The organism is Fodinicola feengrottensis (assembly GCF_039530045.1).
Classification (GTDB): domain Bacteria; phylum Actinomycetota; class Actinomycetes; order Mycobacteriales; family HKI-0501; genus Fodinicola; species Fodinicola feengrottensis.
Window position 1 is genome coordinate 142,683 of record NZ_BAAANY010000019.1, and the last position, 26,112, is coordinate 168,794.

The 26,112-nt window shown below is 67.1% G+C and carries 27 protein-coding genes; 12 read left to right on the forward strand and 15 right to left on the reverse strand.

All coding sequences use genetic code 11. The annotated features are described in order from the left end of the window. The first annotated feature begins 705 nt into the window (after nucleotides 1-705). Nucleotides 706-930 carry a transposase gene (locus ABD301_RS42520; protein WP_425551971.1) on the forward strand — a complete coding sequence of 75 codons (225 nt, stop codon included), beginning with the start codon at nucleotides 706-708 and terminating at the stop codon, nucleotides 928-930. 49 nt (nucleotides 931-979) lie between these two features. Here ABD301_RS42520 and ABD301_RS23610 read toward each other — a convergent pair whose 3' ends face one another. The 6 genes from ABD301_RS23610 to ABD301_RS23630 all read right to left on the reverse strand — a co-directional run bounded on the left by ABD301_RS23610 (nucleotide 980) and on the right by ABD301_RS23630 (nucleotide 4,641). Continuing rightward, nucleotides 980-1,450, reverse strand: a complete 471-nt coding sequence (locus ABD301_RS23610) for a hypothetical protein (RefSeq protein WP_344312640.1) — start codon at nucleotides 1,448-1,450, stop codon at nucleotides 980-982. Next, nucleotides 1,440-1,619 carry an HNH endonuclease signature motif containing protein gene (locus ABD301_RS42525; protein WP_390624072.1) on the reverse strand — a complete coding sequence of 60 codons (180 nt, stop codon included), beginning with the start codon at nucleotides 1,617-1,619 and terminating at the stop codon, nucleotides 1,440-1,442. The genes ABD301_RS23610 and ABD301_RS42525 overlap by 11 nt, the downstream gene beginning before the upstream one ends. A gap of 374 nt (nucleotides 1,620-1,993) precedes the next feature. Then, nucleotides 1,994-2,281 carry a hypothetical protein gene (locus ABD301_RS23615; protein WP_163569194.1) on the reverse strand — a complete coding sequence of 96 codons (288 nt, stop codon included), beginning with the start codon at nucleotides 2,279-2,281 and terminating at the stop codon, nucleotides 1,994-1,996. Nucleotides 2,282-2,306: 25 nt separating this feature from the next. Beyond that, complete coding sequence (locus ABD301_RS23620) at nucleotides 2,307-2,909, reverse strand: bifunctional DNA primase/polymerase (RefSeq protein WP_344312644.1); 603 nt, start codon at nucleotides 2,907-2,909, stop codon at nucleotides 2,307-2,309. Next, nucleotides 2,906-3,568, reverse strand: coding sequence for a YdeI/OmpD-associated family protein (locus ABD301_RS23625; RefSeq protein ID WP_344312647.1), 663 nt, complete (start codon nucleotides 3,566-3,568; stop codon nucleotides 2,906-2,908). Before ABD301_RS23625 ends, ABD301_RS23620 begins: the two co-directional genes overlap by 4 nt. Further along, a complete protein-coding gene (locus ABD301_RS23630; protein ID WP_344312648.1) occupies nucleotides 3,565-4,641 on the reverse strand; it encodes a hypothetical protein in 1,077 nt (358 codons plus the stop codon). The genes ABD301_RS23625 and ABD301_RS23630 overlap by 4 nt, the downstream gene beginning before the upstream one ends. A 138-nt stretch (nucleotides 4,642-4,779) precedes the next feature. On the opposite strand from ABD301_RS23630, the gene ABD301_RS23635 reads away from it, so the two are divergent. Then, nucleotides 4,780-6,252 carry an NsdA family TPR-like regulatory protein gene (locus ABD301_RS23635; RefSeq protein WP_344312649.1) on the forward strand — a complete coding sequence of 491 codons (1,473 nt, stop codon included), beginning with the start codon at nucleotides 4,780-4,782 and terminating at the stop codon, nucleotides 6,250-6,252. Here the strand turns inward: ABD301_RS23635 and ABD301_RS23640 are convergent. The 7 genes from ABD301_RS23640 to ABD301_RS23670 all read right to left on the reverse strand — a co-directional run bounded on the left by ABD301_RS23640 (nucleotide 6,224) and on the right by ABD301_RS23670 (nucleotide 14,840). Next, nucleotides 6,224-6,787 carry an NUDIX hydrolase gene (locus tag ABD301_RS23640; RefSeq protein WP_163569199.1) on the reverse strand — a complete coding sequence of 188 codons (564 nt, stop codon included), beginning with the start codon at nucleotides 6,785-6,787 and terminating at the stop codon, nucleotides 6,224-6,226. The two genes, ABD301_RS23635 and ABD301_RS23640, sit on opposite strands and share 29 nt — an antisense overlap. A 526-nt stretch (nucleotides 6,788-7,313) precedes the next feature. Further along, complete coding sequence (locus tag ABD301_RS23645) at nucleotides 7,314-10,652, reverse strand: error-prone DNA polymerase (protein WP_344312651.1); 3,339 nt, start codon at nucleotides 10,650-10,652, stop codon at nucleotides 7,314-7,316. Nucleotides 10,653-10,672: 20 nt separating this feature from the next. Then, on the reverse strand, nucleotides 10,673-12,313 hold the full coding sequence (locus tag ABD301_RS23650; protein ID WP_344312652.1) for a DNA polymerase Y family protein: 1,641 nt from the start codon (nucleotides 12,311-12,313) through the stop codon (nucleotides 10,673-10,675). Nucleotides 12,314-12,334: 21 nt separating this feature from the next. Continuing rightward, nucleotides 12,335-13,204: a hypothetical protein gene (locus ABD301_RS23655; protein ID WP_344312653.1), complete on the reverse strand. Its 870-nt coding sequence runs from the start codon at nucleotides 13,202-13,204 to the stop codon at nucleotides 12,335-12,337. A 1-nt stretch (nucleotide 13,205) separates the two neighbouring features. Beyond that, a complete protein-coding gene (locus tag ABD301_RS23660) occupies nucleotides 13,206-13,709 on the reverse strand; it encodes an SAV_6107 family HEPN domain-containing protein (protein ID WP_344312654.1) in 504 nt (167 codons plus the stop codon). Then, nucleotides 13,706-13,948, reverse strand: coding sequence for a hypothetical protein (locus ABD301_RS23665; RefSeq protein WP_344312655.1), 243 nt, complete (start codon nucleotides 13,946-13,948; stop codon nucleotides 13,706-13,708). The genes ABD301_RS23660 and ABD301_RS23665 overlap by 4 nt, the downstream gene beginning before the upstream one ends. Before the next feature lie 481 nt (nucleotides 13,949-14,429). Further along, nucleotides 14,430-14,840 carry a MarR family winged helix-turn-helix transcriptional regulator gene (locus ABD301_RS23670; RefSeq protein ID WP_163569202.1) on the reverse strand — a complete coding sequence of 137 codons (411 nt, stop codon included), beginning with the start codon at nucleotides 14,838-14,840 and terminating at the stop codon, nucleotides 14,430-14,432. Between the two features lie 99 nt (nucleotides 14,841-14,939). On the opposite strand from ABD301_RS23670, the gene ABD301_RS23675 reads away from it, so the two are divergent. The 3 genes from ABD301_RS23675 (at nucleotide 14,940) to ABD301_RS23685 (ending at nucleotide 18,070) form a co-directional block, all read left to right on the forward strand. After that, entirely contained in the window at nucleotides 14,940-15,812 is an 873-nt protein-coding gene (locus ABD301_RS23675) for an LLM class F420-dependent oxidoreductase (RefSeq protein ID WP_344312658.1), read from the forward strand. 155 nt (nucleotides 15,813-15,967) lie between these two features. After that, nucleotides 15,968-17,521, forward strand: a complete 1,554-nt coding sequence (locus ABD301_RS23680) for a glycoside hydrolase family 183 protein (RefSeq protein ID WP_279580851.1) — start codon at nucleotides 15,968-15,970, stop codon at nucleotides 17,519-17,521. Between the two features lie 27 nt (nucleotides 17,522-17,548). Then, entirely contained in the window at nucleotides 17,549-18,070 is a 522-nt protein-coding gene (locus ABD301_RS23685) for a gamma carbonic anhydrase family protein (protein ID WP_344312659.1), read from the forward strand. On the opposite strand, the gene ABD301_RS23690 is transcribed toward ABD301_RS23685, so the two are convergent. Further along, nucleotides 18,067-18,426 (reverse strand): ester cyclase, encoded by a 360-nt coding sequence (locus ABD301_RS23690; protein ID WP_344312660.1) that lies wholly within the window; start codon nucleotides 18,424-18,426, stop codon nucleotides 18,067-18,069. The genes ABD301_RS23685 and ABD301_RS23690 overlap by 4 nt on opposite strands. Before the next feature lie 149 nt (nucleotides 18,427-18,575). On the opposite strand from ABD301_RS23690, the gene ABD301_RS23695 reads away from it, so the two are divergent. The 6 genes from ABD301_RS23695 (at nucleotide 18,576) to ABD301_RS23720 (ending at nucleotide 23,633) form a co-directional block, all read left to right on the forward strand. After that, nucleotides 18,576-19,160 (forward strand): helix-turn-helix domain-containing protein, encoded by a 585-nt coding sequence (locus tag ABD301_RS23695; protein WP_163569206.1) that lies wholly within the window; start codon nucleotides 18,576-18,578, stop codon nucleotides 19,158-19,160. Further along, entirely contained in the window at nucleotides 19,157-20,368 is a 1,212-nt protein-coding gene (locus ABD301_RS23700) for an MFS transporter (RefSeq protein ID WP_344312662.1), read from the forward strand. The genes ABD301_RS23695 and ABD301_RS23700 overlap by 4 nt, the downstream gene beginning before the upstream one ends. Before the next feature lie 281 nt (nucleotides 20,369-20,649). After that, nucleotides 20,650-22,296, forward strand: coding sequence for a nitrite/sulfite reductase (locus ABD301_RS23705; protein WP_344312666.1), 1,647 nt, complete (start codon nucleotides 20,650-20,652; stop codon nucleotides 22,294-22,296). Further along, the gene (locus tag ABD301_RS23710; RefSeq protein WP_344312668.1) at nucleotides 22,293-22,472 is read left to right on the forward strand and encodes a hypothetical protein; all 180 of its coding nucleotides are present in this window, start codon (nucleotides 22,293-22,295) and stop codon (nucleotides 22,470-22,472) included. Before ABD301_RS23705 ends, ABD301_RS23710 begins: the two co-directional genes overlap by 4 nt. Continuing rightward, nucleotides 22,469-23,185 carry a phosphoadenylyl-sulfate reductase gene (locus ABD301_RS23715; protein ID WP_344312670.1) on the forward strand — a complete coding sequence of 239 codons (717 nt, stop codon included), beginning with the start codon at nucleotides 22,469-22,471 and terminating at the stop codon, nucleotides 23,183-23,185. The genes ABD301_RS23710 and ABD301_RS23715 overlap by 4 nt, the downstream gene beginning before the upstream one ends. 190 nt (nucleotides 23,186-23,375) lie before the next feature. Further along, entirely contained in the window at nucleotides 23,376-23,633 is a 258-nt protein-coding gene (locus ABD301_RS23720) for a hypothetical protein (RefSeq protein WP_163569209.1), read from the forward strand. 73 nt (nucleotides 23,634-23,706) lie between these two features. Here ABD301_RS23720 and ABD301_RS23725 read toward each other — a convergent pair whose 3' ends face one another. Further along, entirely contained in the window at nucleotides 23,707-24,537 is an 831-nt protein-coding gene (locus ABD301_RS23725; RefSeq protein ID WP_344312673.1) for a polysaccharide deacetylase family protein, read from the reverse strand. A gap of 162 nt (nucleotides 24,538-24,699) precedes the next feature. Here ABD301_RS23725 and ABD301_RS23730 point away from each other — a divergent pair, with 162 nt between their 5' ends. Continuing rightward, the gene (locus tag ABD301_RS23730) at nucleotides 24,700-26,109 is read left to right on the forward strand and encodes an acyl-CoA synthetase (protein ID WP_344312675.1); all 1,410 of its coding nucleotides are present in this window, start codon (nucleotides 24,700-24,702) and stop codon (nucleotides 26,107-26,109) included. Nucleotides 26,110-26,112: the final 3 nt, after the last annotated feature.

A 26,112-nucleotide genomic window follows, 5' to 3' on the forward strand; every position in this document is an offset into this window, starting at 1 on the left:
TTTATCCCGCACTCGACGAAAATCCAGCCCCACGCCACCGCGAGGGTGACGTTGCGGAGGGCGGAATACACCGGCTTGTCACCCCAAAACGTCACCCTCACGATAGGCCCCACTCGCTAAATCGGACAAACAGGGCACCGGAGTCAGTCAACTAGATCACGCACACGGCGGAGCGTCCGTTCTCCCCGTCGGCGGGCGAAGCACTCGCGCGTTTTCTGGCCCGGCGGCGGCAAACACCGGCCGGGGCACGCTCCCGCCGGAAGCTATCGTCGAAAACTCTCGGAGCGTGGCTCAGCTGCTCACGCCGCCAGCCGCGAGTGCACTAACACTGGAGGGCCGACAAGGGGATCCAGGAGGTCCTGGCGGAGGGTAGCCGGTTCCTTCGGCGCGGTGGGTGGCTTCTTTTGGTGATGGTCAACTGCACGTTGGTCGGGCGGCTGATTTGTCTCGTTTGCATTGCAGGGACTGCTCATGACATGCATCTTGTCGCCGGGTGTCATACCTCCCGGCAGCTGCGTCCGCCGGCGACGTTGATGGACGCATTGGCCAGCGCGGTCTACGCAATCCCGGTTACAGGCCGCCGTTTTTCTGGCAATTCGGCGTTTCTATTTGTTTTAGGGATAATTTGTCCATGAGTCTGCGGCGCCAGGATCTTGAGCGGTATGTGTTGGGATTTTTGGCGCGTTGCCGCGCGCTGACCAGCGAGTGAAGGCGCAGGCGTATCTGCGGCGCGCGTTGACTGATGGTGAGCGCAAGTCGATGGAGCCGATGGCGGACCGGATCGGTGCGGATCAGCAGATTCAGCAGTTCGTGTCGTCCTCGACCTGTCCGGTCAAGCGAGCTGGTGCGGGCCAACAGCTCGCGCAGCTTGCTGATGGGGGTGATCACCCAAGCCAAACTCCGGGCCATCACCGGCACGGCCCCCACTGACGCCGGAGCTACTGGCCGGTCTGCTCCCAGTACTTGTCGCCGAACGCCTTCAAGTAGCGATCCAAGAACTCGGCGAGGCCGGCGCGGCCGAGTACCAGTCCGGCCGGTCGTCCATCGGCAACGCGACGAGCACGCGACGGCCGTCACCCTCCGAGGGCGCGAACACGACAAGCTCCTGGTCACCGAGGAACTCGCCGATCACGACGTCATCATCGCGGCAGTCGCCGGAACGCTGGCCGCGCTCTTGCATTGTGCGCTCTGCGGCACCCTCCGGCGAGAGCAACACCAGACCCCACTGCCCGTAGTCGACATCCTCGAACAGCCGCGACTGCCGGCTAGTTGACCACACCTGCGCCAGCTCACCGGGAACCTCGGCACCCGGCCAGGCCGACGCGATCTCGACATCAGTAGCCGGCTCGTCGAACGAGCACGCCACCTTGAACGAGTTGTCGCCAAGGCCGTCGCGCGGCTCGGTATAGGCGCGGAAAGCGTTCAGCACCTCCGCAGCATCATCCGTCATAGTTCATCCGCCACGGGTTAAATTCCTGCTGGTGCACCGTGCGGAGCACCGGAACGAGGTTATTGAAGTCATTCGTGCCGCCGTACTCGCGCGGGATGATGTGGTGGATGTCGTACCTCGACCACCCACCTTCCGGCGTCGCGTAACCCTGGTTATACCACTCTTTGATTTACGCGCCACGCTGCTGAGCACCCCACGGCACACGATCACCAACAGGAACCTTCGACAACCCCGACCGCGGCGCAGCAATCGGATCACCCGTCCCCGGATCAGGCACCTTCGGGTATGCCCGACCAGCCCCATTCAGAACCTCAGGTGGTGCAAGTTGGTTCGTCGGGTCAGCCGCAGCCGAGCCGTCGGTAGGTGCCGTTTGACTTGCACAACTCGCATCGCAGTCAGTTACTGCGCCGTTGTCGAGCGTGCCAGCATCAACCGGATCCTCCCCCCGGGTCTGCGAACTGTTGGGGTGGTCCGGCCTGCGCGCTTCCTTCCTTTGTCTGGCCGCTCGCTACGCGCCGTCGCAGAAGCGAGCGGCCGGGGTCTTTATTTCGGCGCCCACCCGCCTTTGCGGGCGGCCAGATCCTTCGCGTTCCGGTCCGCAGCCTCCCTGACATCCCCGTCCGGTGGCGTAGTCTCCAAGTCAATGATTTGAAGAATCATGGAGAACGCCTGAACCTTCCCTATATTGTGGGCAAAGCCGAGCTTGTTGCCCGCTTTTTGTTCCTTCTCAACAGCATCCCGCGCATCCTTCATCCCCTGCGCCACCTGCCGGCGAACCTCTATCAGAGCCCCGGCGTTGGTCCCGCCGCCCGGCGTGCGCTTCCCATTCACCTCTGTTCCCTCACAGCCCTACCGCTTATAGCCATGACACGCCCCGCATTCCCGGCAACCGGGTTGCCGATGACATCAGCAACGCGTTCACCAGCACCCCATGCACCACCTCGGCTCTGGCCGGTTCCCACTGGACTACTTGCGGTTCCACCAGCCAGTACGTGGGGCCGGACGGCCATGAGGTGGGCGGCAGAGCCACCCATTCACCGGGTCCGTGCCGCAGCACTCCGGCGGCGGTCAACCGGTCCGGCAATCGCACGCCAGCGGTGACCACGAACAGCCACCGGTCCGCCGCCGTGGTCGCGGTCGCCGTTGACCGCAGCAGCACCCGGTGAGCCGCCGCGCCCAACGCCGCCGGGGCGCTGATCACGTCCGCCACCTCGCCACAGCCAAGGCCGATCCGGTACGGAATCCGATCCCACCAACGACTCACCGTCGCGGTGTCCGTGGTCGGGTACCGACCGGCGCACACCACCCCGGCGCCCGCGCCCGGCTCGGTCGAGTCGTCGTCCTGCACCGGCAGCACAGGCCAGCCGTTGCCGGCGTACCGCAACGCCGCCACGCGCAACCGGGCCACCCGATGCCGAGTCCGTACCCGCCGCAACCCCGCGACCGACAACACGCTCACCGTGGATCGCCACCCCGGCGGCACGACGACACAGCTTGGCCGGTGACCGCAACAGCGGTAACAGCAGTGGAACAGGCGCGGGCCGCGTCCACCACCGTGGCCACCCGCGCCGCCCGGATACGAGCGTTGGGCGCCGCCGCGACCCACAGCACCGCGTGCCGGCGGTGACCAGCCATCGACACCGACGCAAGATCCGCACCCGCAGCGGACAACGCCGTCGCAAGATCGGCCGGCACCGGTGGCGTACGCGGGTCAAACGTCGTCAACACCGCGCGCCACCACACAAACCCGCCCGCTCTGTCCGGGCTGGGGTTGCCGATGGTAGCGGTGTCCGGCGTGCTGTCCGGCAGAGTGTCTGCGGCGGTGTCCAGCGGCACCGCAAGGGTCAAGTCATCGAAACCGAACAGCCGGACCCGACCCCGCGCCCCGCCCGGGTACGCCAGTACGGCCGGGCGCCGCATCGGCACTCCCACCAACCGATCCCGGAACACCAGCACCGGGCGACCCCTCCCACACCCGGTACCCGCGTCCAGCGCGGTCCCTGCGGCATCCTGCGGGCGGTAGGTCGCCCGCAGCCACACAGCACGGCCCACCTCGCCGGCCAACATCGCGCCGGTCGTCTCAGCGCCGCCAAACGGCACGTTCACGGCCGCGCTCATCGGGTCGGTCCCGTCAGGGCGTGGCCGGCGTACTCGGTCGCCCACAGCGACCGGTAACACCGCCACAGTTCCGGCGTGAGTGGGCTACCCAGGTCGGTCATGATGTTCTCCACCACCCGCCGCGCGTTATAGTAATACCCCAAGCACTCAGCTTCCGGTGACAGCAAGCGATCCATAATTCGTTTGTGGGGCTGGAAAATCTGGACACTCGGGAACAACGTCACCTGCGGCAACATCACCGTCATGAACTTCTCCAACTGCACCGTGGTATCCAGACCGGCAATGTAGGTAAACGAGGTGTCCAGCCCGGCTCCGCGAGCCTCGGCCAACAGTGCCGGCATCGCCTCCGGCAACAGGTCTGCTTTGGTGTTCTTCAACAAGAAATCCCGCCGAGACACACACTCAGCGGTCAAGAACAACCCAAACGGGGCGACATGCTCAGCCAGGAAACGGAACGCCTCCCGGCTCCGCAGCACCGATGACAACAGCACGATGCGGGCGTTGATCCGCCGCGACCGCAACACCTTGCGCAGCATCACCATCGCCTCAAGCGCGGCATTCTCGGTCCGGTAACACGCAGTCGACACCGCAACCTCGTGCAGGGACCGCAAAGTGCCGCCGGGCGGTAGCTGCAGTTCCAGTCCGTCCAGTAGGGCGTGCAGCTCGCGCTCCAACGTCAGCACCGGGTCGGCTGGCGGTTCCAGCGAGGTCGGGCAGAACGCGCACCCCGTGCACCGCGACCGGCCCGCCGGGTTGATCGTCGCCGCCCACCACGTGCCGTGCTTCCAGCAGCGCAGATACCCCGACACCGCATCATCAGCGTCCGTACGCACCGCCCGACCGATCGGCACACCAGCCGCGTACAGCCAACCGTCATCGCTCAACGTGAAAGGTGGATCAGACCGACCAGCCGCCACCACAACAGTCCGGACCTCAGGGCTTGTGATCAGCGACAACTGCAAACGCACCCGAGCACCCAGCGGCGTACACAACCCGTACAGGTTCAACGCCAACAACAACGCGTCAACGTCCGGAACGCCGTACTGACCGGCGTCGGACACCAGGGCATCCACTACTCCTGATCGGCAACGCGATAAGACACTCATGCTTAACCGCCTGTCGCTATTGGTGCGTAGTCAGACGGTCGCCGATATGCGACGCCAGAGATATACCGTGGCGGTATTCCCAGGCGGGATACGGTAGCCAAGGAGGTGAAGAGCGCTGTGAAAGGTGATCCGTTCGCGCCGATCAAGCTGCCGGTCGGGTTTTGGGTTCGCGTCGAGATGATCGAGGCTCTTGAAGCGCGTGACTTCGGCGCCGTCTTCCGGCTAGTCAGAAAGTACTCAGGCGAAAGCCAAACCCGTATCGGCCGGCTTACTGGCTTTGATCAGGGCAAGGTCAGCGAGATCATGCGGAATCTGCGTGAGATTGAGACGCTTGATGTGCTGCTACGTGTCGCCGATGGTCTACAGATGCCCGACTCCGCCCGGCACCTCGTTGGCCTAAGGTCATGCCAACGCGGGATAGCAAACAATTCAACCGATGCCGTAGAACTGGAGACCGGCCCGGCTCAGATCGATGACGCTCCGGCGACGTTCGCCGAGTCTTGGGAGGGAAGCGCCCTCCGGGCCAGCGAGCTATGGCGGAATGACGTGCAGCGCAGGAGCTTCTTGGCTTGGACCGGATCAGCTTTTATGGTTCCAGCAGTCAAATGGTTAGCCGATAGTTCCGAGGTCCCAGCTAGGCACGGCGGCGGCGACCAGCTAGTGGGCTCGCCAGATGTGGCGACAGTCCAAGAGATGACACGCACCTTTCAACGGCTCGACAACCGTTACGGCGGCGCCCACAGTCGGCAATTAGTGCTTCGCTACCTCAACGGCGACGTCGCGCCGATGCTGACCGCTGGCCGGTTTGATGCGGCCACGGGAGCAGCGCTCTTTGCTTCCGCAGCTGAGCTAGCCCGGTTGGCCGGATGGATGGCATACGACTCGGGCGAGCATGGAGCAGCGCAAGCCCACCTAATCCACGCCCTGCGACTTGCCAAGGTCGCCGATGACCAACCGCTCGGAGCGGAGATCCTCGCCGCCATGAGTCACCAGGCCATATATCTGAAAGATCCGGACACGGCCATTACCCTCGCCTCAGCTGCACGTAAGACAGCTGAGGATGCTCACTTACCTGCGCTGGCCGCAGAGGCATGCGTGAGTGAGGCCCACGGTTACGCCTTGCGCGGTGATGAGCGAGCCTGCACGCGTGCCCTCACCGCAGCCGAAGACGCACTGGACCGTGGCGACCGGGCCGCCGACCCGCAATTTATGGAATATTTCGATGCCGCCTATCTGTCGGCTCGGTTCGGTCAGTGTTTCTCCGCCCTCGGTCGGGGAGAACAGACAACGCGATTTGCCGACAGATCCTTGGATATGGATATGTCCTACGTCCGGGGTCGAACCTTCAATTTGGCTCTGTTAGCCAAAGGTCACGTCCAGCAGGGGGAAATTGAGCGGGCGGCAGTGGTCGCGCTGGAGGCTGCCGAGCGGACCACTGAAATCAGATCTGCGCGGGCAATTGACTATGTCCGCGATCTGGATCAGGCACTTGCAGGGCACTCCGAAAATACGGCAGTACGGGAGTTTCGCGATTTCGTAGCTGCACAGATTACAGCTGCGCACCTTCCGAACGCCTAACATCCCGCGCTTTATACAGCCCAATGACTGACGCAGAGCCAACGATCTCACCGGACGCGATGCGCTGGTCCAGTTCGCCCAACGGTACCCAGCCAACCTCCTGGGCTTCGTTCACGTCCACCGCGTCGCCAGTCGGATCAGCCCCGCGACCTAGGAAAAGCAGGTTTTCGCTGTCAACAGTACCGACCATCGGTTGGAAGCTGATCAGCGGCTCAACCGACCGGGGACGCCACCCTGTCTCCTCAGCGCACTCCCGTTCCGCAGTCTCGGCCGGATCCTCGCCCGGATCCACGTATCCTCCAGGCAGCTCCCACACCCAGCGGTCAAGGATGAACCGGTGCCGCCGCATCATCAGTGCGCGGTCTTCGTCGTCCAGCACCAGCATCATGGCGGCGCGGGGCGCACGGATGACGTACTGCTCGAATCGGACACCGTCCGGCAGCTCAACGGACGCGATACTCAGCTGCGCCTTGCGCGTATCGTCCACGACGCGCTCACCATGAATAATCCACCGCGTCGACTCGTCATCGCCCATGATCACCAGCCTATGCGCCGTCCGGCGGTGACTGAGTCCCGGCGGCGCATCTCCTACTGCGGTGTTCGTTACACGAGGCCAGAGAATTAACGGCGCGCGGCCAGCACGCGCGACATACAGCTTGACCGGGGCATTATGCCCGGTCAAGCCGCTGTTAGAGGCGTCGCTTACTCGCCAGAGAGTGTGTCGGTCGGACGGTCGTGTCGATATAGGTCGAGTGGCGACATCTCCGCAGGTCACGAGTAGGTAACAAACTCGGCGCCCACCGCGGCGGGCGATGCCCTCGCACGTTTCCGGGGGCGGCACACCTAGCCGGGGCCCAAAACACAGCTCTGCCGCCGCCCCAGGAAACGTGCTAGCCCTTGCGTCGACGGGGAGAACGGACCCCACGCACCCCGTACGCAAGCAAACGCCACCCACCAAATGAGCAGCCCGGGATCTTCCCTCTCCTCGGAGGCAACCGCCGCTTTTGACCTTAAATCTTTTGACCTAAAGCCCTTGGCCTAAGGCCATCACCAGCCACCCATCAGCGGAAATTGCGTGAGGTGGTAGCCACCCGGAGCTGCAAACGCTCCAACCGGGTGGCTACCACGTTGACGACCCCTTCCACCTTTTCCAAGTTTCCGCGTACGAGCAGTGCCGGACTGACGTGGGCCACTCGGCGGTAGAGCTTCCACAAGCCTGGCGAGCAGACCACGTTGACCATGCCGGTCTCGTCTTCCAGGTTGATGAAGGTGATCCCGCCGGCGGTGGCCGGCCGCTGCCGGTGGGTGACTACCCCAGCGACCAGCACCCTGGTTTTGTCGTCCACAGTGGCCAGTTGGCCGGCCGGAATGACGCCGAGGGAATCCAAATACGACCGGGCGAACTGGGTGGGATAGCTGCCGGCCGACATGCCAGTCGCCCACACCTGCGCCATCGCGTCCTCCACGTCGGCCATTCCGGGCAGCATCGGCGGGCGGGCGCCGACCGCGATGCCGGGCAGCCGGTCCGGCCGCTCCTGGGCCGCCGCGCCGGCGGCCCAGAGCGCTTCTCGTTTGGTCAGGCCGAAACAGTCGAAGGCGCCAGCGGTGGCGAGGGCCTCCGCCTGTTTGACAGCCAGTCCGACCCGGCGTGCCACATCCGGCATGTCCGCGTACGGGCCGTGTTCGATCCGCTCCTCTTCGATTTTCTTGGCCAGCTCGTCGCCGACGGTCCGGACCGAACCGATGCCCAGCCGCACCGCTTGGTCGGTTCCCATTCTGCTCGGGTCCGGTCGTTGTGGGTCCACTGGTTCGAGCTTCGCTTTGGCCAGCGAGGCATTGACATCGACTCCCCGTATGGTCACGCCGTGCCGCCGCGCGTCGGCGATCAACGACTGTGGCGAGTAGAAGCCCATCGGCTGCGCGTTCAGCAGCGATGCGCAGAAGGCGGCGGGGAAATAGAGTTTGAACCAGGCACTCGCGTACACCAGCTTCGCGAAGCTGAACGCGTGACTTTCCGGGAAACCGAAATGAGAAAAGGCCTCCAGCTTGCGATAAATGTCGTCGGCGGCGGTCCCGGTAATGCCGTTCCCCGCCATTCCATTATATAGTTTTCCGCGCAGTTGGGCCATTCTTTCCGCGGATCGTTTGGAACCCATGGCCCGGCGGAGCTTGTCCGCGTCGGCGCCGGTGAAATTGCCGATGGTGATGGCCATCTGCATCAGCTGTTCCTGGAAAAGCGGCACGCCGAGCGTACGCTTCAGTGCTTCCTTCAGCTTCTCATGCGGATATTCCACCTTTTCCTTACCGCTGCGGCGGCGCAGGTACGGGTGCACCGAGCCGCCCTGGATCGGGCCGGGTCGGATCAGCGCCACCTCGACCACCAGGTCGTAGAAGGTACGCGGCCGCAACCGAGGCAGGGTGGCCAGCTGGGCTCGGCTCTCCACCTGGAAAACGCCGACCGCGTCGGCCGAGCACAGCATGTCGTAGACCCACGGATCCTTCTCGTCCAGCGAATCGAGGGTGACCGTCTGGCCGTGGTGTTCCTTGATCAGCCGCATCACGTCGCTGAGCGCGGTGAGCATACCCAGGCCGAGCAGGTCGAACTTCACCAGTTTCGCGTCAGCGCAGTCTTCCTTGTCCCACTGCACGACGGTCCGGTCCTTCTTGGTGGCCCATTCCACCGGGCACACCTGGGCGACCGGCCGGTCGCACAGCACCATGCCGCCGGAGTGGATGCCCAGGTGGCGCGGATACTGCAGCACCTGGTTGGCCAGATCGATGACCTGGGCCGGAATGTCGTGGTCACCGTCGGCCGGCAGCGGCCCCCAGTGGTCGATCTGCTTGCTCCACGCGTCCTGCTGTCCCTGCGAGTATCCGAGCGCCTTGGCCATGTCGCGAACGGCGTTCTTGGGCCGGTACGTGATCACGTTGGCCACCTGCGCCGCGCACTGCCGGCCATATTTTCTATAGACGTGCTGGATGACCTCCTCGCGCCGATCGGACTGGATGTCCAGGTCGATGTCCGGATAACCGTCCCGCTCCGGCGCCAGGAACCGCTCGAAAAGCAGGTTGTGGGCAACCGCGTCCACCGCGGTGATGCCGAGCGCGTAGCAGACCGCGGAGTTCGCCGCCGAGCCGCGGCCTTGACACAGAATGCCTTCCTTCGCACAGAAATCCACGATCTCCTTGACGATCAGGAAATAGCCCGGGAAGTTCAGGCCTTCGATGACCCCCAGCTCGTACTCGATCTTTTCCTTCGCCTGGCGGTAATGCGGCCGGCCGGCGAATCGCCGGCGCACTCCCTGGTAAGTCAGCTCGCGCAGCCAGGTCACCTCGGTGTGGCCGTCCGGCACCTTGCGCGGCGGCAGTTGCGGCTCCACCAGCGAAAGGTCGAAAGCACAGGCCTTTCCGTATTCGGCGGCCCGCCGCACCGCGCCGGGATAACGGGCGAAAAGCGCCGCCATCTCCGCGCCGGACCGCAGGTGCGCGGTAGCGCCGGCCGGCAGCCAGCCGTCCATCTCGTCCAGGCTCCGGCGCGCTCGTACGGCCGCCAACGCGCTCGCCAGCCGACGCTGCTGCGGGATGGCGTAGTGCACGTTTCCAGTGGCGACAGTGGGAAGTCTCGCCGCCCCGGCCAGCTCGGCCAGCAGGTCGTTGACCTCACTGTCGGTCGGGTCGCCGTGGTCGATCAGCTCGATCGCCACATTGTCCCGGCCGAACAGCGCGACCAGCCGGCGCAGTTCCGCGGACGCCGCGTCCCACGCCCCCGCCGAGGTGCTGGCGGCCGCGATCGCCTGTCGTACGGCCCCCTTGCGACAGCCGGTCAGGATCAGCCACTGGTCCGCGGCGAGGTCGGCCATCACCTCCAATCGGTAATCTGGCCGGCCCTTTTCCCCGCTGGCCAACAAAGCCGAGCTGATCCCGCGGGACAGCCGGCGATAGCCATCCGGGTTTCGGGCGATCGCCAGCAAATGGCTGCCGGCCGGATCGGCTACCCCGTTCTGCCGGCTGGCCAACCCCAGGCTGAGCTCCGATCCGAACACCGTGGGCACGCCCTCTTCCTTGGCTGCCTGGGAAAACCGAACGACCCCGTACATGCCGTCGTGGTCGGTGATGGCGACCGCGTCCAGCCGCAGCGCCGCCGCGGCCGCGACGATCTCCTCGGGTTGGCTCGCGCCGTCCAGAAAACTGAAGTTGGAATGGCAGTGCAGCTCGGCATACGGGACCGGGTCGCCGGTCTGTTCCGGAATCGGCGGGCGCGGCGGCTCGTACGGCTCACGTACCCGACTCCAGCCGGGCGCGTCGCCGCCGTCGCCATGCGCTTCAGCGTCCTGAGGCGATTTCCAGGACAGCGCTTGGTTGAGCTGCTGCCACCGAACCGGCGGGTTGTTCCAGCCCACAAATCCTCCTACCGGGGAATTTAGTCGTAGATTCCTTCGGCTTGCCAACTGCCGTTTTCCAGCGAGAGTAGGAAAGCCGCGCAGTTCAGGGTGTGGTGGCCGGGCCGGGTGTCGGCCAGCACGATCTGGAAACGGGCCCGGCGAATCGCCGCGGACGGGTCCCACCAGCGCTCGTCGACCGGCCACGGGCCGGCCCAGGCCAGCACGCCGCGGGGCGGCCGGTCCCCGATCGCGACCCAGTGCGGCGCGGCGCTGAGCTGGTGCCGGCCGGTCAGCGTGACCAGCGCACCGTCCACGTCCCTTACCACCGCCGGCAGCGGGCCGGCCGGCAGCAAGCTCGGGGACGGCGCCGGCAGCCGGCCCGGCCAGGGCGGCTCGGCCGGCAGCGCCGGGGTCCGGTCGTCCCGCCAGGGCACCAACCGGACCCGCTCGGCCGGGCCGCGGCCACCGCCGAGCACCGGAGTGAGCACCGCTTCCTGTCCCAGCATGCCCTGGACGTGCGTCAACGCGCGGTGTGCGCGCTCGTCTCGCTCGCCGACATCGCCCCACAGGCCCGCCTGCAGGCCGGTGTGTTCCACCAGCTCGGCCGGCACCAGCCGGAGCAGGGTGATGCCCGCGGTCGGTACGTCGACCGCGCCGCCGCGGGCCACGCTGGTCAGCCAGCCGTCCAGCTGCCAGCGCACCCGGTCGGCCACGTCAGCCGTGCGCAGCACGCCGTCATGCCGCCACGTACGGGACAGCTGCTCGCCGTTTCCGGTCTGTGCCTCGATAGTCAGCCGCGTACAAGCCATCCCGTGGGCGGACAGCACTTGATGAAACCGGTCTGCGAGCGTACGAGCCATGAAGGCCGCGGTGTCCACCCGGTCGATGGGATCCTCTGGCTCCAGCGTGACCACCAAGTCCGCCGGCACCCCGCGGGCGGCCGGTGGGTACGGGTCGATGCCGGCCGCGATCCGATGCATCCGTGCCCCCTCCGCGCCGAATCGGGAGGCCACGTCCCGGGCCGAGATGGCGACGAACCCACCCAAGGTGCGCAGTCCCAGCCGGCGGAACAGCTGCACGTGCTCGTCGAGGCTGTCCACCACCTGCTGGCCGCGGTTCTTGCCGACCTTCCTGGCGGGGCCCGCGTCCCAGCCCACCGCCAACTCACCAATGTCCAGCGGGGCAAGGAAATCCGCCGCCTGGCCGGCCGGCACGACCAGCCCGCGGCGAGCCGCGAGAGTGGCCGCGAACAGCCCGTCGGACACTCCCGCCTGCGCTTCCACCCCAGTCTCGACGGCGACCTGCTCGACCAGTTTCTGGGCCGCCGCCTCGTCTCCGCCGTAGTAACCGGACGGTCCGCGGGCGGCCACCGAAACCAGCCCGGGACGCACCACCTCGACGCCCGGCGCGAGCTCCTCGACGGCTCGTACGACCGGCTCGAACTCGCGGGCGTCCCGGTCCTGGTCGGCGTTGAGCACGGCCAGCTCGGGGCAGCGCGCCTGGGCTTCCCGGCGGCGCAGGCCACGACGCACACCGTCGGCCCGGGCCGACGCGGAACAAGCGATCACCCGGTGCCCGACCAGCACCGCGGCCGGTTGGTGAGTGGGGATGCCCTCGGCCGCCATCGCCGCGATCACCGGCCAGTCCGGGCACCACAGCACCACCATACGGACCGACATCTCTCCTGCCCTTTCCTTTGTTTACACGACATTTGGCAGCGGGTCGGCCCGCAGCTTGGAACCGAGGTCGACCTTGGTCAGCCCGGACCGGGCCCCGACCACCCGGGGCGTGTCGTACCAGCCCGGCCTTGCGGTGTCGCTCTTGCGCTCCGGCGCCAGGCCGCCGCCGCGAGCCGGCAGCAGGACCCGCGCGCTGCGCGTCTGGGCGGCCGCCGACCGACCACTGGCCCTTACCACCACTTCCCGCTCGACCAGCCGGCCGTTTCCGCTGCCCAGCCCGTGCCACCGGACCGTCTCGCAGGTCAGCTGCACCTGCGCGCCCGGCCAGTCGCGGGCGGTCAGCAGCACCACCCGGCGGGATCGGGCCCGGGCCGACAGGCGGCGGACATACGCCGGGGTGAGCCGGCAGTCCGGCCCCACCAGAACCACTTCACAGCCGTCCATAAGTGCGGCGATGACAGCCGGCGCGTCATCGCCGGGCCGAGGCACCAGCGCCAGCCTTTGTACGGCCGTACCCAGCTCCGCGGCGGCCAGCACCCCCAGCGTCGGCATCCCGACCACCGCGCACCACGCGCCGGCCTGGGTGGCCTCGGCGACCAGCGCCACCATCAGCGCCGTCCCGCTGGTCACCGACACCGTCCAGCCGCGTCGAAGGCCCCCGCCGGGGAGCAGCCCCGCGAGCGAGGCCGGCACCGGCAACACGTCGTCGGTGAGCCCGGCCAGCTCCGGTGGCCCGGGTTCGGGCGCAGCGGTGTCGACCGCGGCCGCGGTGGCCAGCGCGCTGGCCACCGTGACCCCCGTACGCAGTCGATCCGCCGCCGAGAATCCGAGCGTGGCCGCCAGTTTCCGCGCCGTTTCGGCGTTTTTGGTGGCGGCCACCGGTGCCCGCATGTCAGCCAGCGAGGAACATCTGGTGCGTCGAGCCGAGCAGGGTGCTCACCACCGCCAGAAAACGCTCGGCGTCGCGAAGCAGGTCGTCGGCCTCCCGGGTGCTCACCACCCGCTGGATGCCGGCCTCGGCGGCGGCTCGTTTCGCCGCCCCCGCAGCGAAAAACGCGGCCCACTCGGACAGCTCCGGCGCCACCGCCGAAAGCAGCGTCCACACCGTCGCCGGGCGGCCGCGGTGCTTGCGTGGATCCGGTCGCGCCTTCGCCGCCAGCACCGCCGCGGCCGCCCGCAGCGCGGCCAGGTGCGCGGTCGCGTACCGCAGGCCCGGCGCGGTGGTCTCGGCCGCTTCCACCAGGCCGCGCCGGGACAGCGCGAGCAGCGCGGCTGCGGAGCGTTGTGGCAGCAGGCCGCTGGGGATCAACGCTGGCTCGCGGTGTGGCCGCAGGCCGTGCGAACGCCCGTTCCCGTTTCCGGAAGTGCTGCCAGTAGGCGGCGGGAGGGTGGTCATCGCTGCTCCTGAGGGTTGTACGGCTCGACTGTCCAGCTGCCGTCCCACCAGTTGAACCGCAGCGTGAACTCCCGCGCCGCGGACAGCTGGACCGGCACCGCCCGAGCCCTCCACTGTTCGATATGACCGAGCTCGCCGGTCGACTGCACGTGCTCCAGCACCTCGCTGACCAGGTAGAGCTGCCCCTGGAACTCGAACTGTTCGGGTGTGTCCTGAGAGTCCGGCTGGTCATGACGCATGGCAGTAACGGTGTAAGACACCGTCCCTCCCTCCCTCACTTCGGCACGGCAAGCTGACGGGCGCGCAAGTCGCGACACCCGCTCCGGTCAGCTGCGGAGGAAGGCACAGCACTTCGACCGCCGGCCCCACAGGCGCTTCCCCACGCCCGCAGCTCCAGCGATCTGTTCGAACGAATGTTCGAACACTGATTACAGTAAACCCTGGGTACGACAGAACGTCAACGGCGCCCGCGTACCGACCTCATCACGGCCCTGACCAGCGGTTTCCTCACGCTCACAAGGGGCTGTCCGTGGCCACTGAGCCCACTGGTCCCGGTGTGACTCCTGAGGCTTCCCGTACGCCCCTCAACGGCCCGCCACTTGCGCCCAGCCCGGGTCCCCGGCGGCGGCGTCTTGATCGTCGAGTGCGGCACAAAATCCCGCAGTCGACGTCGAGTGCGGGACATTGTGCTGCACTCGATGAGCGGCGGAGCGGGCGAAGTCAGTCCTGGATGAGGCGGCGGAGGATCTTGACGAAGGCGGCCTTCTGGTTCTCGGACAGGTCACGCAGGGCCGGGTGGTCCACCAGATAGGCGGCGTTGAGCTTCGCCTGCAGTTCCTCGCCAGCGGCGGTGAGCTGGACGCCCTTCACCCGCCGGTCGTCGCCACCCTGGCGGGTGATCAGGCCACGGCTTTCCAGCCGGGAGATCACCACCGAGACGTTGGACGGGTTCGCGTGCATCCGCTCGGCGACCACTCTCATCGGGACCTGCTGTCCCGGCCGCAGGCTGCTCAGCGCCTTCGACTCCGGTCCGGACAGCCCGAAACTCGCGGTGCACCGGCCGAAATGCTCCCAGATGCGGCCGGTCAGCACAGTGGCGAGATCCACGATCTCGGCGTCGGACGGTCCCACTCCCCCAGCCTACCGGAGAAAGCCGCCACTGGACTTCCAGGTTGGTCCTCTGTAATAATAGTGGTGCAACATAACTATTATCTTTCATGAGGAGCTCTTGTGAAAATTGGCCTGGCAATTGGCGATTTCACCTGGCCATCCGGACCGTCCCAACTCGGCCCGGAGCTCGCGGCGGTGGCGCGAGCCGCCGACACCTCGGGGTACGACTCACTGTGGGTGATGGACCACTTCTTCCAGATCCGGATGCTCGGGCCGGTCGAGAACGAGATGCTGGAGGGCTACACCACCCTCGCGTTCCTGGCCGGCATCACCTCCCGCGTCCAGCTTGGTACGCAGGTCACCGGCGTGCACTACCGGCATCCAGGGGTGCTGCTCAAAATCGTCACCACCCTGGACGTGCTGTCCGGCGGCCGGGCGGCGCTGGGCATCGGCGCCGGCTGGAACGAGGGCGAGAGCCGCGCCCTGGGCGTACCTTTCCCCACCACCTCAGAGCGGTTCGAACAGCTGGAGGAAACCCTGCAGATCGCCCACCAGATGTGGAAGGGCGACGAATCTCCGTACGAGGGCAAGCACTTCCACCTTGACCGGCCCCTGAACTCGCCACAGAGCCTGCAGCGGCCCCATCCGCCGATCCTGGTCGGCGGTGGCGGGGAGAAGAAGACGTTACGGCTGGTCGCACAGTACGCCGACGCCTGCAACATCTTCCCCGGCCCCGACATGACCCACAAACTCGACGTGCTCCGCGCGCATTGCGACGCTGTCGGGCGGGATTACGACGAGATCCAGAAAACAACGGCGTACTGGGAACCCATCGAGTTCACCGACCAAGGCATTGAGCAGGTGGCCGAGAAACTCGCCGACTACGCGAAACTCGGCATTCAGGCCGTGCACATGTCCATCCGGGAAAGTCACCGCGCGGACCTCGTCCAGCAACTGGGTGAGCGTCTCATCCCGGCGGTCGCCGACTTCTAACCCACTCCGCCACATTCCTGGCGTTCGAGCGCCAAAAATGCGGCATTGCTCGCGACCGGGAGATCGCGTTGACACCACTCAAGGGGTCGCTTACGGTGGCGGAAATCGTTTTCTTTCGTACGCGACCAAGGGTGTCCATGTCGATTAGGCGAGAAATGCCACGAAAGGCCGGTTGGCTGCTCGCGGTGGTGGGTCTGGTCGCGACCGCGTTGAGCGCGCTGCCAGCGCAGGCGGCCACCGCCCCCACCACCGCGACGCTGGTGGCGAAGCTGACCGGTCCCGGGTCGATCAACCAGACCGACACGAAATACCAGTTCAAGGCGACCGACCTGGGCATCAGCTGGGAGAACAACACCGGCCAGATCCTCACCGCCTTCGGCGACAGCTATGGCCCTGGGTGGATCGGCCCTGGCGCCGGCGTCGGCGATCCGGCCACCCTGGACTGGCGCTGCAACGCGCTGGCGCACAGCACCGACCACCACCTTGCCGACGGCATGACCTTCACCGACATGGTCACCGATCGGCCGGGCCACGCGAAACAACTGCTCCCCTGCCGCAAAGACAGCAACGACGCGGGCGGCGAGGTGACCGTCATCCCCACCGCCGGGGTGAGCGTCGGGAACCGGAATTACATCTCCTACATGTCCGTACGCCACTGGGGCGCCGCCGGCGCGTGGGAAACCAACTACGCCGGCGTCGCGTATTCCGATGACAACGGCCAAAACTGGACCCAGCCGACCACCGCCCACTGGCCGAACAACTCGGCCGCCACTGACCCGTTCCAGATGAACGCGTACGTGCACCGCGACGGCTTCGTCTACATGTTCGGTACGCCCAGCGGCCGCCTCGGCGACGTCCATCTGGCCCGGGTGCCGGAAAACAGCGCGCTGACACCGGCCGCGTACCAATATTGGACCGGCATCGCCTGGAAAACCGGCGCCGACACCCAGGCCGTACCAGTGGTGACCGGCCCAGCCGGCGAGCTTTCGGTGCAATACAATCAATACACCCACAAATGGCTGATGATGTATCTGATCGACTCGCGCGGTCTGATCGTGCTGCGCGAGGCGCCCAGCCCGACCGGGCCATGGAGCGGCGCGCGTACGGTGGTGTCCTCAGTGGACTATCCAGCGCTTTACGGCGGATTCATGCATCCCTGGTCGTCCGGCCCCGACCTGTATTTCACGATGTCGCAGTGGAATCCGTACAACGTCTTTCTCATGCACACCACGCTCACCCAGGACGGGCGGCCGGCGAACCTGGTCACCGACCCCGGCTTTGAGGGCCAGAGCGCCAACAGTGCGGCCGTGCCGTGGATCAGCGGCGGCAAAGCCGGGGTCGACCGCAGCGCCGGATTTGCCCATTCCGGCGCCAACAACGGCTGGGTGCGCAACGACTCGGGCTGGAACAACCTCTATCAAACCGTTTCGGTCATGCCGAACACCACTTACCAACTGACGGGCTGGGTGCGTACGTCCGCGAACAACACCGCCGGCTATTTCGGCGCGCGCACGACCGGTGGAACCGTTGTCAGCGAACAGAAATTCGGCAACCTGGCTGGTTACAGCCAACTCAAGGTCACGGTGAATTCCGGCCAGCAGTCGCAGCTGCAGCTTTACACCGGCCTCTGGGCGAACAACGGCGACACCTGGCTGCAGGTCGACGACATTTCCCTCACCCCCACCTCCTGCCCGCCCCACCACCAGTAATCGGTGCATGACCGTAGAGTGCCAGTTATGCCGCTCTACTCGTTTGAAGGTGTCACGCCGAAAGTGCACGAGGACGCTTGGATCGCCCCGAACGCGACGCTGGTCGGGGACGTGACGGTCGAGGCCGGGGCCTCGGTCTGGTACGGCGCGGTGTTGCGCGCCGACTTCACCGCGATCGTCGTCAAAGCCGGCGCCAACGTGCAGGACAACTCGGTGATCCACTGCGGCTACGACCCGGTGACCGAGATCGGTACGGGCGCGACGATCGGTCACATGTGCGTCGTACACGGCTGCACGATCGGCGCCGAGGCCCTGATCGGCAACAACGCGACCGTGCAGGACGGCGCGAGAATCGGCGATCGGGCGCTGGTCGCGGCCGGCGCGCTGGTGCCGCCGAACACGGTCGTCGAGCCGGGCACGATGTTCCTCGGGCCGGTCGGCCAGCAACGCGGACCACTGTCCAGTGGCGCTGCGCGATGGGTCGACAACAACGCCGAGATCTATCAGGAGTTGGCCCGCCGCCACAAAAATAGCGCCCGACCCGTCTAAAAGCCCTCGGCGAAGCCCCAGTGTTCGACGATCTGGCCGTCCCGTACCCGGATCATGTCGATGCCGCGGAACTCGAACCGCTCACCCGTCGGCGGCCGGCCGAACAGCTCGCCGGTGTGCGTTCCACGCATGGTGCAGCGGTTCGCCGCCCATTCCCCGTCCACCACGGTGTGCTCCACGGTGATCTCCAGATCGGGACAGCCGGCCATCATCCCCGCCCACTTGCGCCGCCAGTCGTCCCGGGTGACCCGCCTGCCCTGGTCGAGCGACTCGTCAGCGACGTAGCGCAGGCCGTCCTCCCAGCGACCGTCGCGACGGCTCTCCGCGAGCACCTGGTGTACGTCTCCAGGTCCCATCAGACACCTCCACCAAACGGGGCCATCCCCGTTTCTCTTGCAACAGGCTATCTGGGGTCTTCCCCATTTGCCAACCAGTGTGGCCTGATGACACCAAAAATCCAGAAGAAATCTTCCAGAACTAATCTTCTGCATGTATGCTGACCGCCATGAGGCCGAAGCGACAGATCACCGACCCCGAGGTCCTGAAGGGGCTCACCCAGCCGTTGCGCCGCAAGCTCTATCGCCTGCTTGGTCAGCTCGGCCCGGCGACCGCGGGCGCCCTGGCCAAGCACACCGAGACCGATCCGGGCCTGGTCAGCTACCACCTCCGGGAACTCGCGCGGCACGGTTTCATCACCGAGGCGCCGGAGTTGGCGCGCGACCGGCGCGAGCGCTGGTGGCGGCTCGTACCCGGGTCGACGAGCTGGGACACCCTCGACTTCCAAGGCCCCGAGGGTGCCGCGATCGCGGCCACCGCGAAGGCCCAGATGGTCGCCGACGAGTTCGAGCGGCTGAGCAAGTGGGAGCAGGTACGGCACGCCTGGACGCACGAGTGGTCCCGGGCGTCGGTCGCCAGCGACAGCCAGTTCCGGCTCACCGCCGCCGAGCTGACCCAGCTGAGCGCCGAACTGCTGACCGTCCTGGACCGGTGGGCCGACGTGGGCAAACATCCGGACGGTACGCCACTGGCCGCTGACGACGACCGCGAAGCCGTCTTCCTGTTTTTCCACGCCTTCCCGGAAAAGCCATGACCACGACACTGACCAGACCGGCCTACCGCGAATCGCCGTACGTCCGCTACGTCGTCAGCCAGTCGGTGTCCGTGCTGGGCGACCAGGTCTGGTACGTCGCACTCTCCTGGGCCGCGGTCCAGCAGTCGACACCCGCGGTGGCCGGCGTGATCGTCTCCGTCTCCGCGCTCCCCCGGCTGCTGTTGATGCTGTTCGGCGGCCCGCTGGTCGACAGGTACGGCCCGCGCCGGCTGATGATTGGCAGCGACCTGCTGCGGGTCGTGGTCAGTGTGGCCGCCGCCGGCGTCGCGCTCTGGCAGCCGACCATCGCGTTGTTGGTGGTCGTGGCGCTCGTCTTCGGTGCGGTGGACGCGGTTTTCCTGCCGGCCGCCGGCTCGATGCAGCCGCGGCTGCTGCGTACCGACCAGCTCTCGTCTGGCGCCGCCCTGCGCGAGCTCACTCAGCGAGCCGCGCTGACGCTCGGCGCGCCGCTGGGCGGGATCCTGGTCGCGGTCGGCGGGTTGCCGCTGGCAAGCTGCGTCAACGCGGTGACTTTCGCGGTGTCCGCGCTGGCCATCGCGTCGGTACGACCGCGTACGGACGCGGCGACCGGCACTCCCGAGCGCTACCTCATCGCGTTGCGAGCCGGCTTCGGCTACCTCGCGAGACATCGGGTCCTGCGGACCAGTATGGCCGTCGGCTTCATCGGCAACCTCGGTTTTGTCGGGCCGATGAACGTCGGTCTCGCGCTGCTTTCCAGCGACCGTGGCTGGGGCTCGGCCGGCATCGGCTACCTGCTGGCCGGTTTTGGGATCGGTGCGGCGGCATCCGCGACGCTGCTGCTGAAAGTGCGGATCCGCGACCGGATCGGGCTGTGGATCGCACTGGCGGCGGCCGGCGAAGCGGCCGGAATCACGGCGATGGCGCTCGCGCCGAACCTCGCCGCGGCCATCGCGGCGAGCGCTCTCACCGGCCTGTCAAGCGGAGTTTTCGGCGTACTCGGAGCCTCGCTCAACCAGGCCCTCACCGAGGACCGGTTCCGCGGTCGGGTGGGCAGCGTCAACGCGCTCGCGAGCATGGGCGTCACGCCGCTGGTCATGGTCGTCACCGGCATCGCGGTCAGCGCGTACGGCCTGGTCCCCACCTTCGCCGGTGGTGGCGCCATCGAACTGCTGGCCGCCGCCATCTGCCTGTCCGTACGGGACCTCCGCCGCGCCACCCTGAGGTGACGCTCGCACGGTCCGGCCTGTGGGATTAGGGCATCCTAAGCAAGCGGGGGAGAACACAGTTATCTCCGTGACCGAGGAAGTTGTGGCATCCTTGGTGACATGCCGTCGCCAGGAGAATTCCTGACAGTGCGCCTGCACATTGACCTGCAGCGCGTGCGTAGCGCCGCGTGTCCGGCGTAAGGACGATTGGCTTTCCCCTGCGATAAACCTGGCGCTTTCGCGCGCCCGTCGGCCGTCGCCGACCTCTGAGACTCGCACGCCTTCACAACAAAGGGACATCCATGGCCCGCACCACCCGAGGCCAGGGCCAGTGGGCACTGGGCTACCGGGAACCACTGAACCCGAATGAGCGGAGCAAGCGGGACAACGACCCGCTGACCGTCCGGGAACGGATCGAGAAGATCTACGCCCCCGGCGGCTTCGACTCGATTGACCCGGCCGACCTGCGCGGACGTTTTCGCTGGTACGGCCTCTACACGCAACGCGCGGCCGGCATTCCGGGCGGCAAGACCGCGCTGCTGGAGCCCGAGGAGCTGGACGCGCGCTACTTCATGCTGCGCGTACGCACCGACGGCGGCTCGATGACCAGCGAACAGCTGCGGGTCATCGCCGGCATCTCGACCGAGTTCGGCCGGGACACCGCGGACGTGACCGACCGGCAGAACGTCCAGCTGCACTGGATCGAGATCGAGAGCATGCCGGAGATCTGGCGGCGACTCGAAGCGGTGGGCCTGTCGACCACTGAGGCCTGCGGCGACTCGCCGCGGGTGATCCTGGGCTGCCCCCTCGCCGGGGTGCTGCACGACGAGGTCCTCGACGCCTCCGACGCCGTACGCGATGTGGTCGAGCGCTATATCGGCGACCCGCAGTTCTCGAACCTGCCGCGCAAGTTCAAGACGTCTATCTCCGGCTGCTCCGAGCAGTGCACCAACCACGAGATCAACGACGTGGCGTTTGTCGGCGTGCACAACGAGGACGGCGAGGCCGGCTATGACGTGTGGGTCGGCGGCGGGCTGTCCACCAACCCGCACTTCGCCCAGCGGCTCGGCACGTTCGTACGCCCCGACCAGGTCACCGAGGTCTGGGCCGGCGTGATCAGCGTCTTCCGGGACTACGGCTACCGCCGGTCGCGGAACCACGCGCGGCTCAAGTTCCTGGTCGCGGACTGGGGCACGGAGAAGTTCCGGGAAGTCCTGGAAAAGGAATATCTGGGCTACGCACTGCCCGACGGCCCGCTGCCGGACATGCCAGCCAGCCCGCAGCGCGACCACGTCGGTGTCAACAAACAAAGCGACGGCCGGTACGCGATCGGTTTTGCACCGAGCGCCGGCCGGGTGTCTGGCACGATCCTGACCAAGGTCGCCGAGCTCGCCGACACGTACGGCAAAGGCCGGATTCGGTCCACCGCCCAGCAAAAACTGGTCATTCTCGACGTCACCGACGTGGACGGGCTGACCCGCGAGCTGGCCGAGCTGGACCTACAGGTCAAGCCGAGCGTGTTCCGGCGCGGCACGATGGCGTGCACCGGCATCGAGTTCTGCAAGCTCGCGATCGTCGAGACCAAGCAGCGCGCGCAGCAGCTCTATGGCGAGCTGGAGCGCCGGCTGCCGGAGTTCGATACCCCGGTGACGATCAACGTCAACGGCTGCCCGAACTCCTGCGCCCGGTTCCAGACCGCGGACATCGGCTTCAAGGGTTCGATGGTCCGCAACGAACGCAACGAATCCGTCGAAGGCTTCCAGGTCCACCTGGGCGGCCAGCTCGGCGCCGACCCGCAGTTCGGCCGCAAGTTCCGCGGCCTGAAGGTGACCGCTGACGAGCTGCCGGACTACTGCGAGCGGATCCTGCGCGGCTACCTGGACCGCCGCGAAGACGGCGAGACCTTCGCGAAATATGTCGTACGCGCCGACGAGGAGTGGCTCGCGTGAGCGAGCGCGCAACGCCGTTCTACTGCCCGTACTGCGGGGACGAAGACATCCGACCCGCCGGCGAGCACCTTCACACCTACCGCTGCGACGCCTGCCTGCGTACGTGGGAGCTGAAGTTCGTCGGCACCAACCGGCGACCGGCCACCGCGACGCGGTCGATCGAGGAGACCCGATGACCCTCACTTTACCGAGGCAACGCACTAGCTCTGAGCTGCAAGAACTCGCCCTCGATGCCGGCCGCGACCTGGACGGCGCGCTCCCTCACGACGTGCTGCGCTGGGCCTGGGCGGCCTTCGGCAAGAAGTTCTGCGTGACCTCTTCGATGGGCGACGCGGTGCTGGCGACCCTCGCCTCCGACGTACTCCCCTCCGCCGTCGACGTGATCTTCCTGGACACCGGCTACCACTTCCCACAGACCCTGCAGACCCGCGACCGGGTCGCTCGTACGCTCAACGTCAACGTCGTGTCCGTACGCCCGGAACTGACCGTCGCACAACAGAACGTGGAGTTCGGGCAGAGTCTCTACGCCCGTGACCCCGACGCGTGCTGCGCGATGCGCAAGGTCGCGCCGCTGAACAGCGCGCTGCAGCCGTACCTGGCCTGGGGCGCCGGTCTGCGCCGCGACGAGTCGCCGAGTCGGTCACTCGCGCCGGTCGTCGGCTGGGACGCCAAGCGCGGCAAGGTAAAAGTCAACCCGCTGGCCTGCTGGACGGCGGACGACGTGTCCGCGTACATCGCCGAACGAGACGTGATCGTCAACCCGCTCGCGTACCAGGGCTTCCCCTCGATCGGCTGCGCGCCCTGCACCAAGGCCGTCCTGCCCGGCCAACACGCCCGCGCCGGCCGCTGGGCCGGCCGCGACAAAACCGAATGCGGCCTGCACGTCTGAGAGCCCGGAATGCCCGATTGTCACGTCCGCTGAGATTGACCTGCTCAACGCCCTCCGTCGCGGCCGATATGCGCCCGATATGCAGACCCTGTATCTGTTTTATCGCCACGAAACCGATGCTGTGGATCACCTAGTGGAGCCAGTTCCGCACTGGTTGTGCGGGACCGGCACAACAGATGGAGGATCCCGAATGCATCGCAGCCTCACCGGTCCGGCACGGGTGGTCGTCATCGGCGCGCTGGCCGCGGGCGCCGTCGCGGCCGCGCTCGCGATGGCCACGCCGGCCATGGCGAACGTCCCGATCGCCAGCCCGCCGGTCGCGCAGGCGCCGGCCGGCGAGCCGTACCCGATCGCGGCGGTCGCGCAGGTGCCGGACATGACACCGGTGCCGACCCCAGCGCGCACCTTGGCTCCGGCCATCGACCCAGTCCCGATTCCGCCGAAGTAGCGGTCACCGGTTATCCGCTTTGGCGCGTCGACGCGATGCGTGCGTTTGGCGCACGCATCGCGTCGACTAACGGTCAGGGAGTGGTGTTGTCGCCGGTGGCGGGTGGGGCTGGCAGGGTCACGAACTGGTAGCCCTTGGACTTGAGCACCGGCAGCACGGCCTTCAGCGCGTCGTACGTCTGCGAGCGGTCGCCGCCGCCGTCGTGGCAGAGAATGATGTCGCCCGGCTTGGCCTTCAGCATCCGGAGCCGGATCAGCTCGGTGCCGGGCCTGGACCAGTCCTTCGGGTCGATTTCCCAGTCGATCGCGGCCATGCCGTTGGCGGCCGCCTGCTTGAAGACCTCGGCGGACCAGGCACCACCCGGCGACCGGAACAGATGCGGGGTGAAACCGGTGGCATCCACGATCGACGCCTGCGCGTCGTTGATCTCCTTGTGGATGGTCGCCGCGTTCAGCTTCGGCAGCGAAAGCGGGTGCGAGTACGTGTGGTTAGCCAGGTGATGACCCTCGCTCACGACACTCTTGGCGAGCGCCTTGTGACCCTTGTCCTGCACCCCGATGTGACAGAAGGTCGCCTTGATGTCGAGCTTCTCCAGCAGTGCGAGGACTTTCGGCGTCCAGGCCGGGGTCGGACCGTCGTCGATCGTCAGCGCGATCGCGTTCGACGGGAAGGGCTGCGCGCCGGGCACGAACTCGACGTATTCGTGCAGCGTGTGAATGGCCTTTTTCTGCTGCTTGAGCGCGCTGGCCGCGGCCGGGGTGGGCGACGGGCTCGCCGATGGTGACGGCGACGGGGGTGCCGCGGTCGGTCCGGCCGGAGCGCCCGTACTCCCGCTCGCGGTCGGCTTGTCGGGCCCGCAGGCGGCGAGCCCGAGAGTGACCGCACCGGCCGCTCCCAATCGCATTATGTCCCGACGAGAAAGCTTATGTCCGTTATCTCCGTACGATCCTTTTGAAGCCACGGTGACTGACACTACCGCTGCTTCCACAGCTCTTTCACAGCACGCCACAGAGGCAAATTTCATAGCATTGACAGGCAACCAAACGACCAGGATACGTTGATCAGCGTGCTGTTAACGTCCCTTTACCGCGACCACACCCTCGACCGGCCGGAAGCGGTCCGGGTCGGCGACGACCCGTTGTCAGCCGGTGACCTGGTGGCCGCGGCGGCCGCGGTCGCGGACCGGATCGCCGGCGCGGCCGCGATCGCGGTGGACGCCACCGCCAGCCTGCACACCGTCGTCGCGGTGGTCGGCGCGCTTGCCGCCGGCGTGCCGGTGGTGCCGGTGCCGCCGGATTCCGGCCACGCCGAGCGCGCGCACATCCTGCGGGACTCCGGCGCGACCGCCGTGCTGGCGGCTCCGGGGCGTACGAGCACAGACCACACTGGGGACGACGCCATCGCGGCCATCCCGATCGACCTCGCGGCCCGCTCGGCCAGCGGTTTTCCGGCACCGGCGCAGGACGACACCGCTTTGATCCTTTACACCAGCGGCACCACGGGCGTGCCGAAAGGTGTGCTCATCCCCTATCGCGCGCTCGCGGCCGGGCTGGATGCGCTGGCCGACGCGTGGGCGTGGACGCCGGACGACGTGCTCGTCCACGGCCTGCCGCTCTTCCACGTGCACGGCTTGGTGCTCGGGGTGCTCGGCGCGCTGCGGGTCGGCAGCCGGCTGGTGCATACCGTACGACCGAAGCCGCAGGCTTATGCGGCGGCCGGCGGCAGCCTTTACTTCGGCGTACCAACGGTCTGGTCCCGGGTGTGCGCGGACGAGCCGTCGGCTCGGGCGCTGTCCGGCGCCCGGCTGCTGGTGTCCGGCAGCGCACCACTGCCGGTGCCGGTCTTCGAACGCCTCACCGCGCTGGCCGGCCAGCCGCCGGTGGAACGGTACGGGATGACCGAAACACTGATCACGGTCAGCACTCGCGCCGACGGCGAGCGGCGGCCCGGGTATGTCGGGCTGCCGGTGCACGGCGTCCAGACCCGCCTGGTCGACGACACCGGCGCGCCGCTGGCCGCCGACGGCGAGACTGTCGGTGGGCTGCAGGTGCGCGGCACCCAACTGTTCGCCGGCTATCTCGGCCGGCCGGACGCAACCGCCGAGTCGTACGCGGCCGACGACTGGTTCCGGACCGGTGACGTGGCCACCGTCGGACCGGACGGGTGGCACCGCATCGTCGGCCGGGCGTCCACCGACCTGATCAAGACTGGCGGCTACCGGGTCGGCGCCGGCGAGGTGGAGAACGCGTTGCTGGCCCATCCGGCGGTCGCCGAGGCCGCGGTGATCGGCGCGCCACATGACGATCTGGGCGAGGAAATCGTCGCGTACGTGGTGACCCGCGAACCTGTCACCGAAAAGGTGTTGATTGATTTCGTCGCCGGCCACCTGTCCGTACACAAGCGGCCACGGCGGGTGCACCTGCTGAATTCGTTGCCCCGCAACGCAATGGGCAAGGTGCAGAAGAAGTTGCTCTAGTAG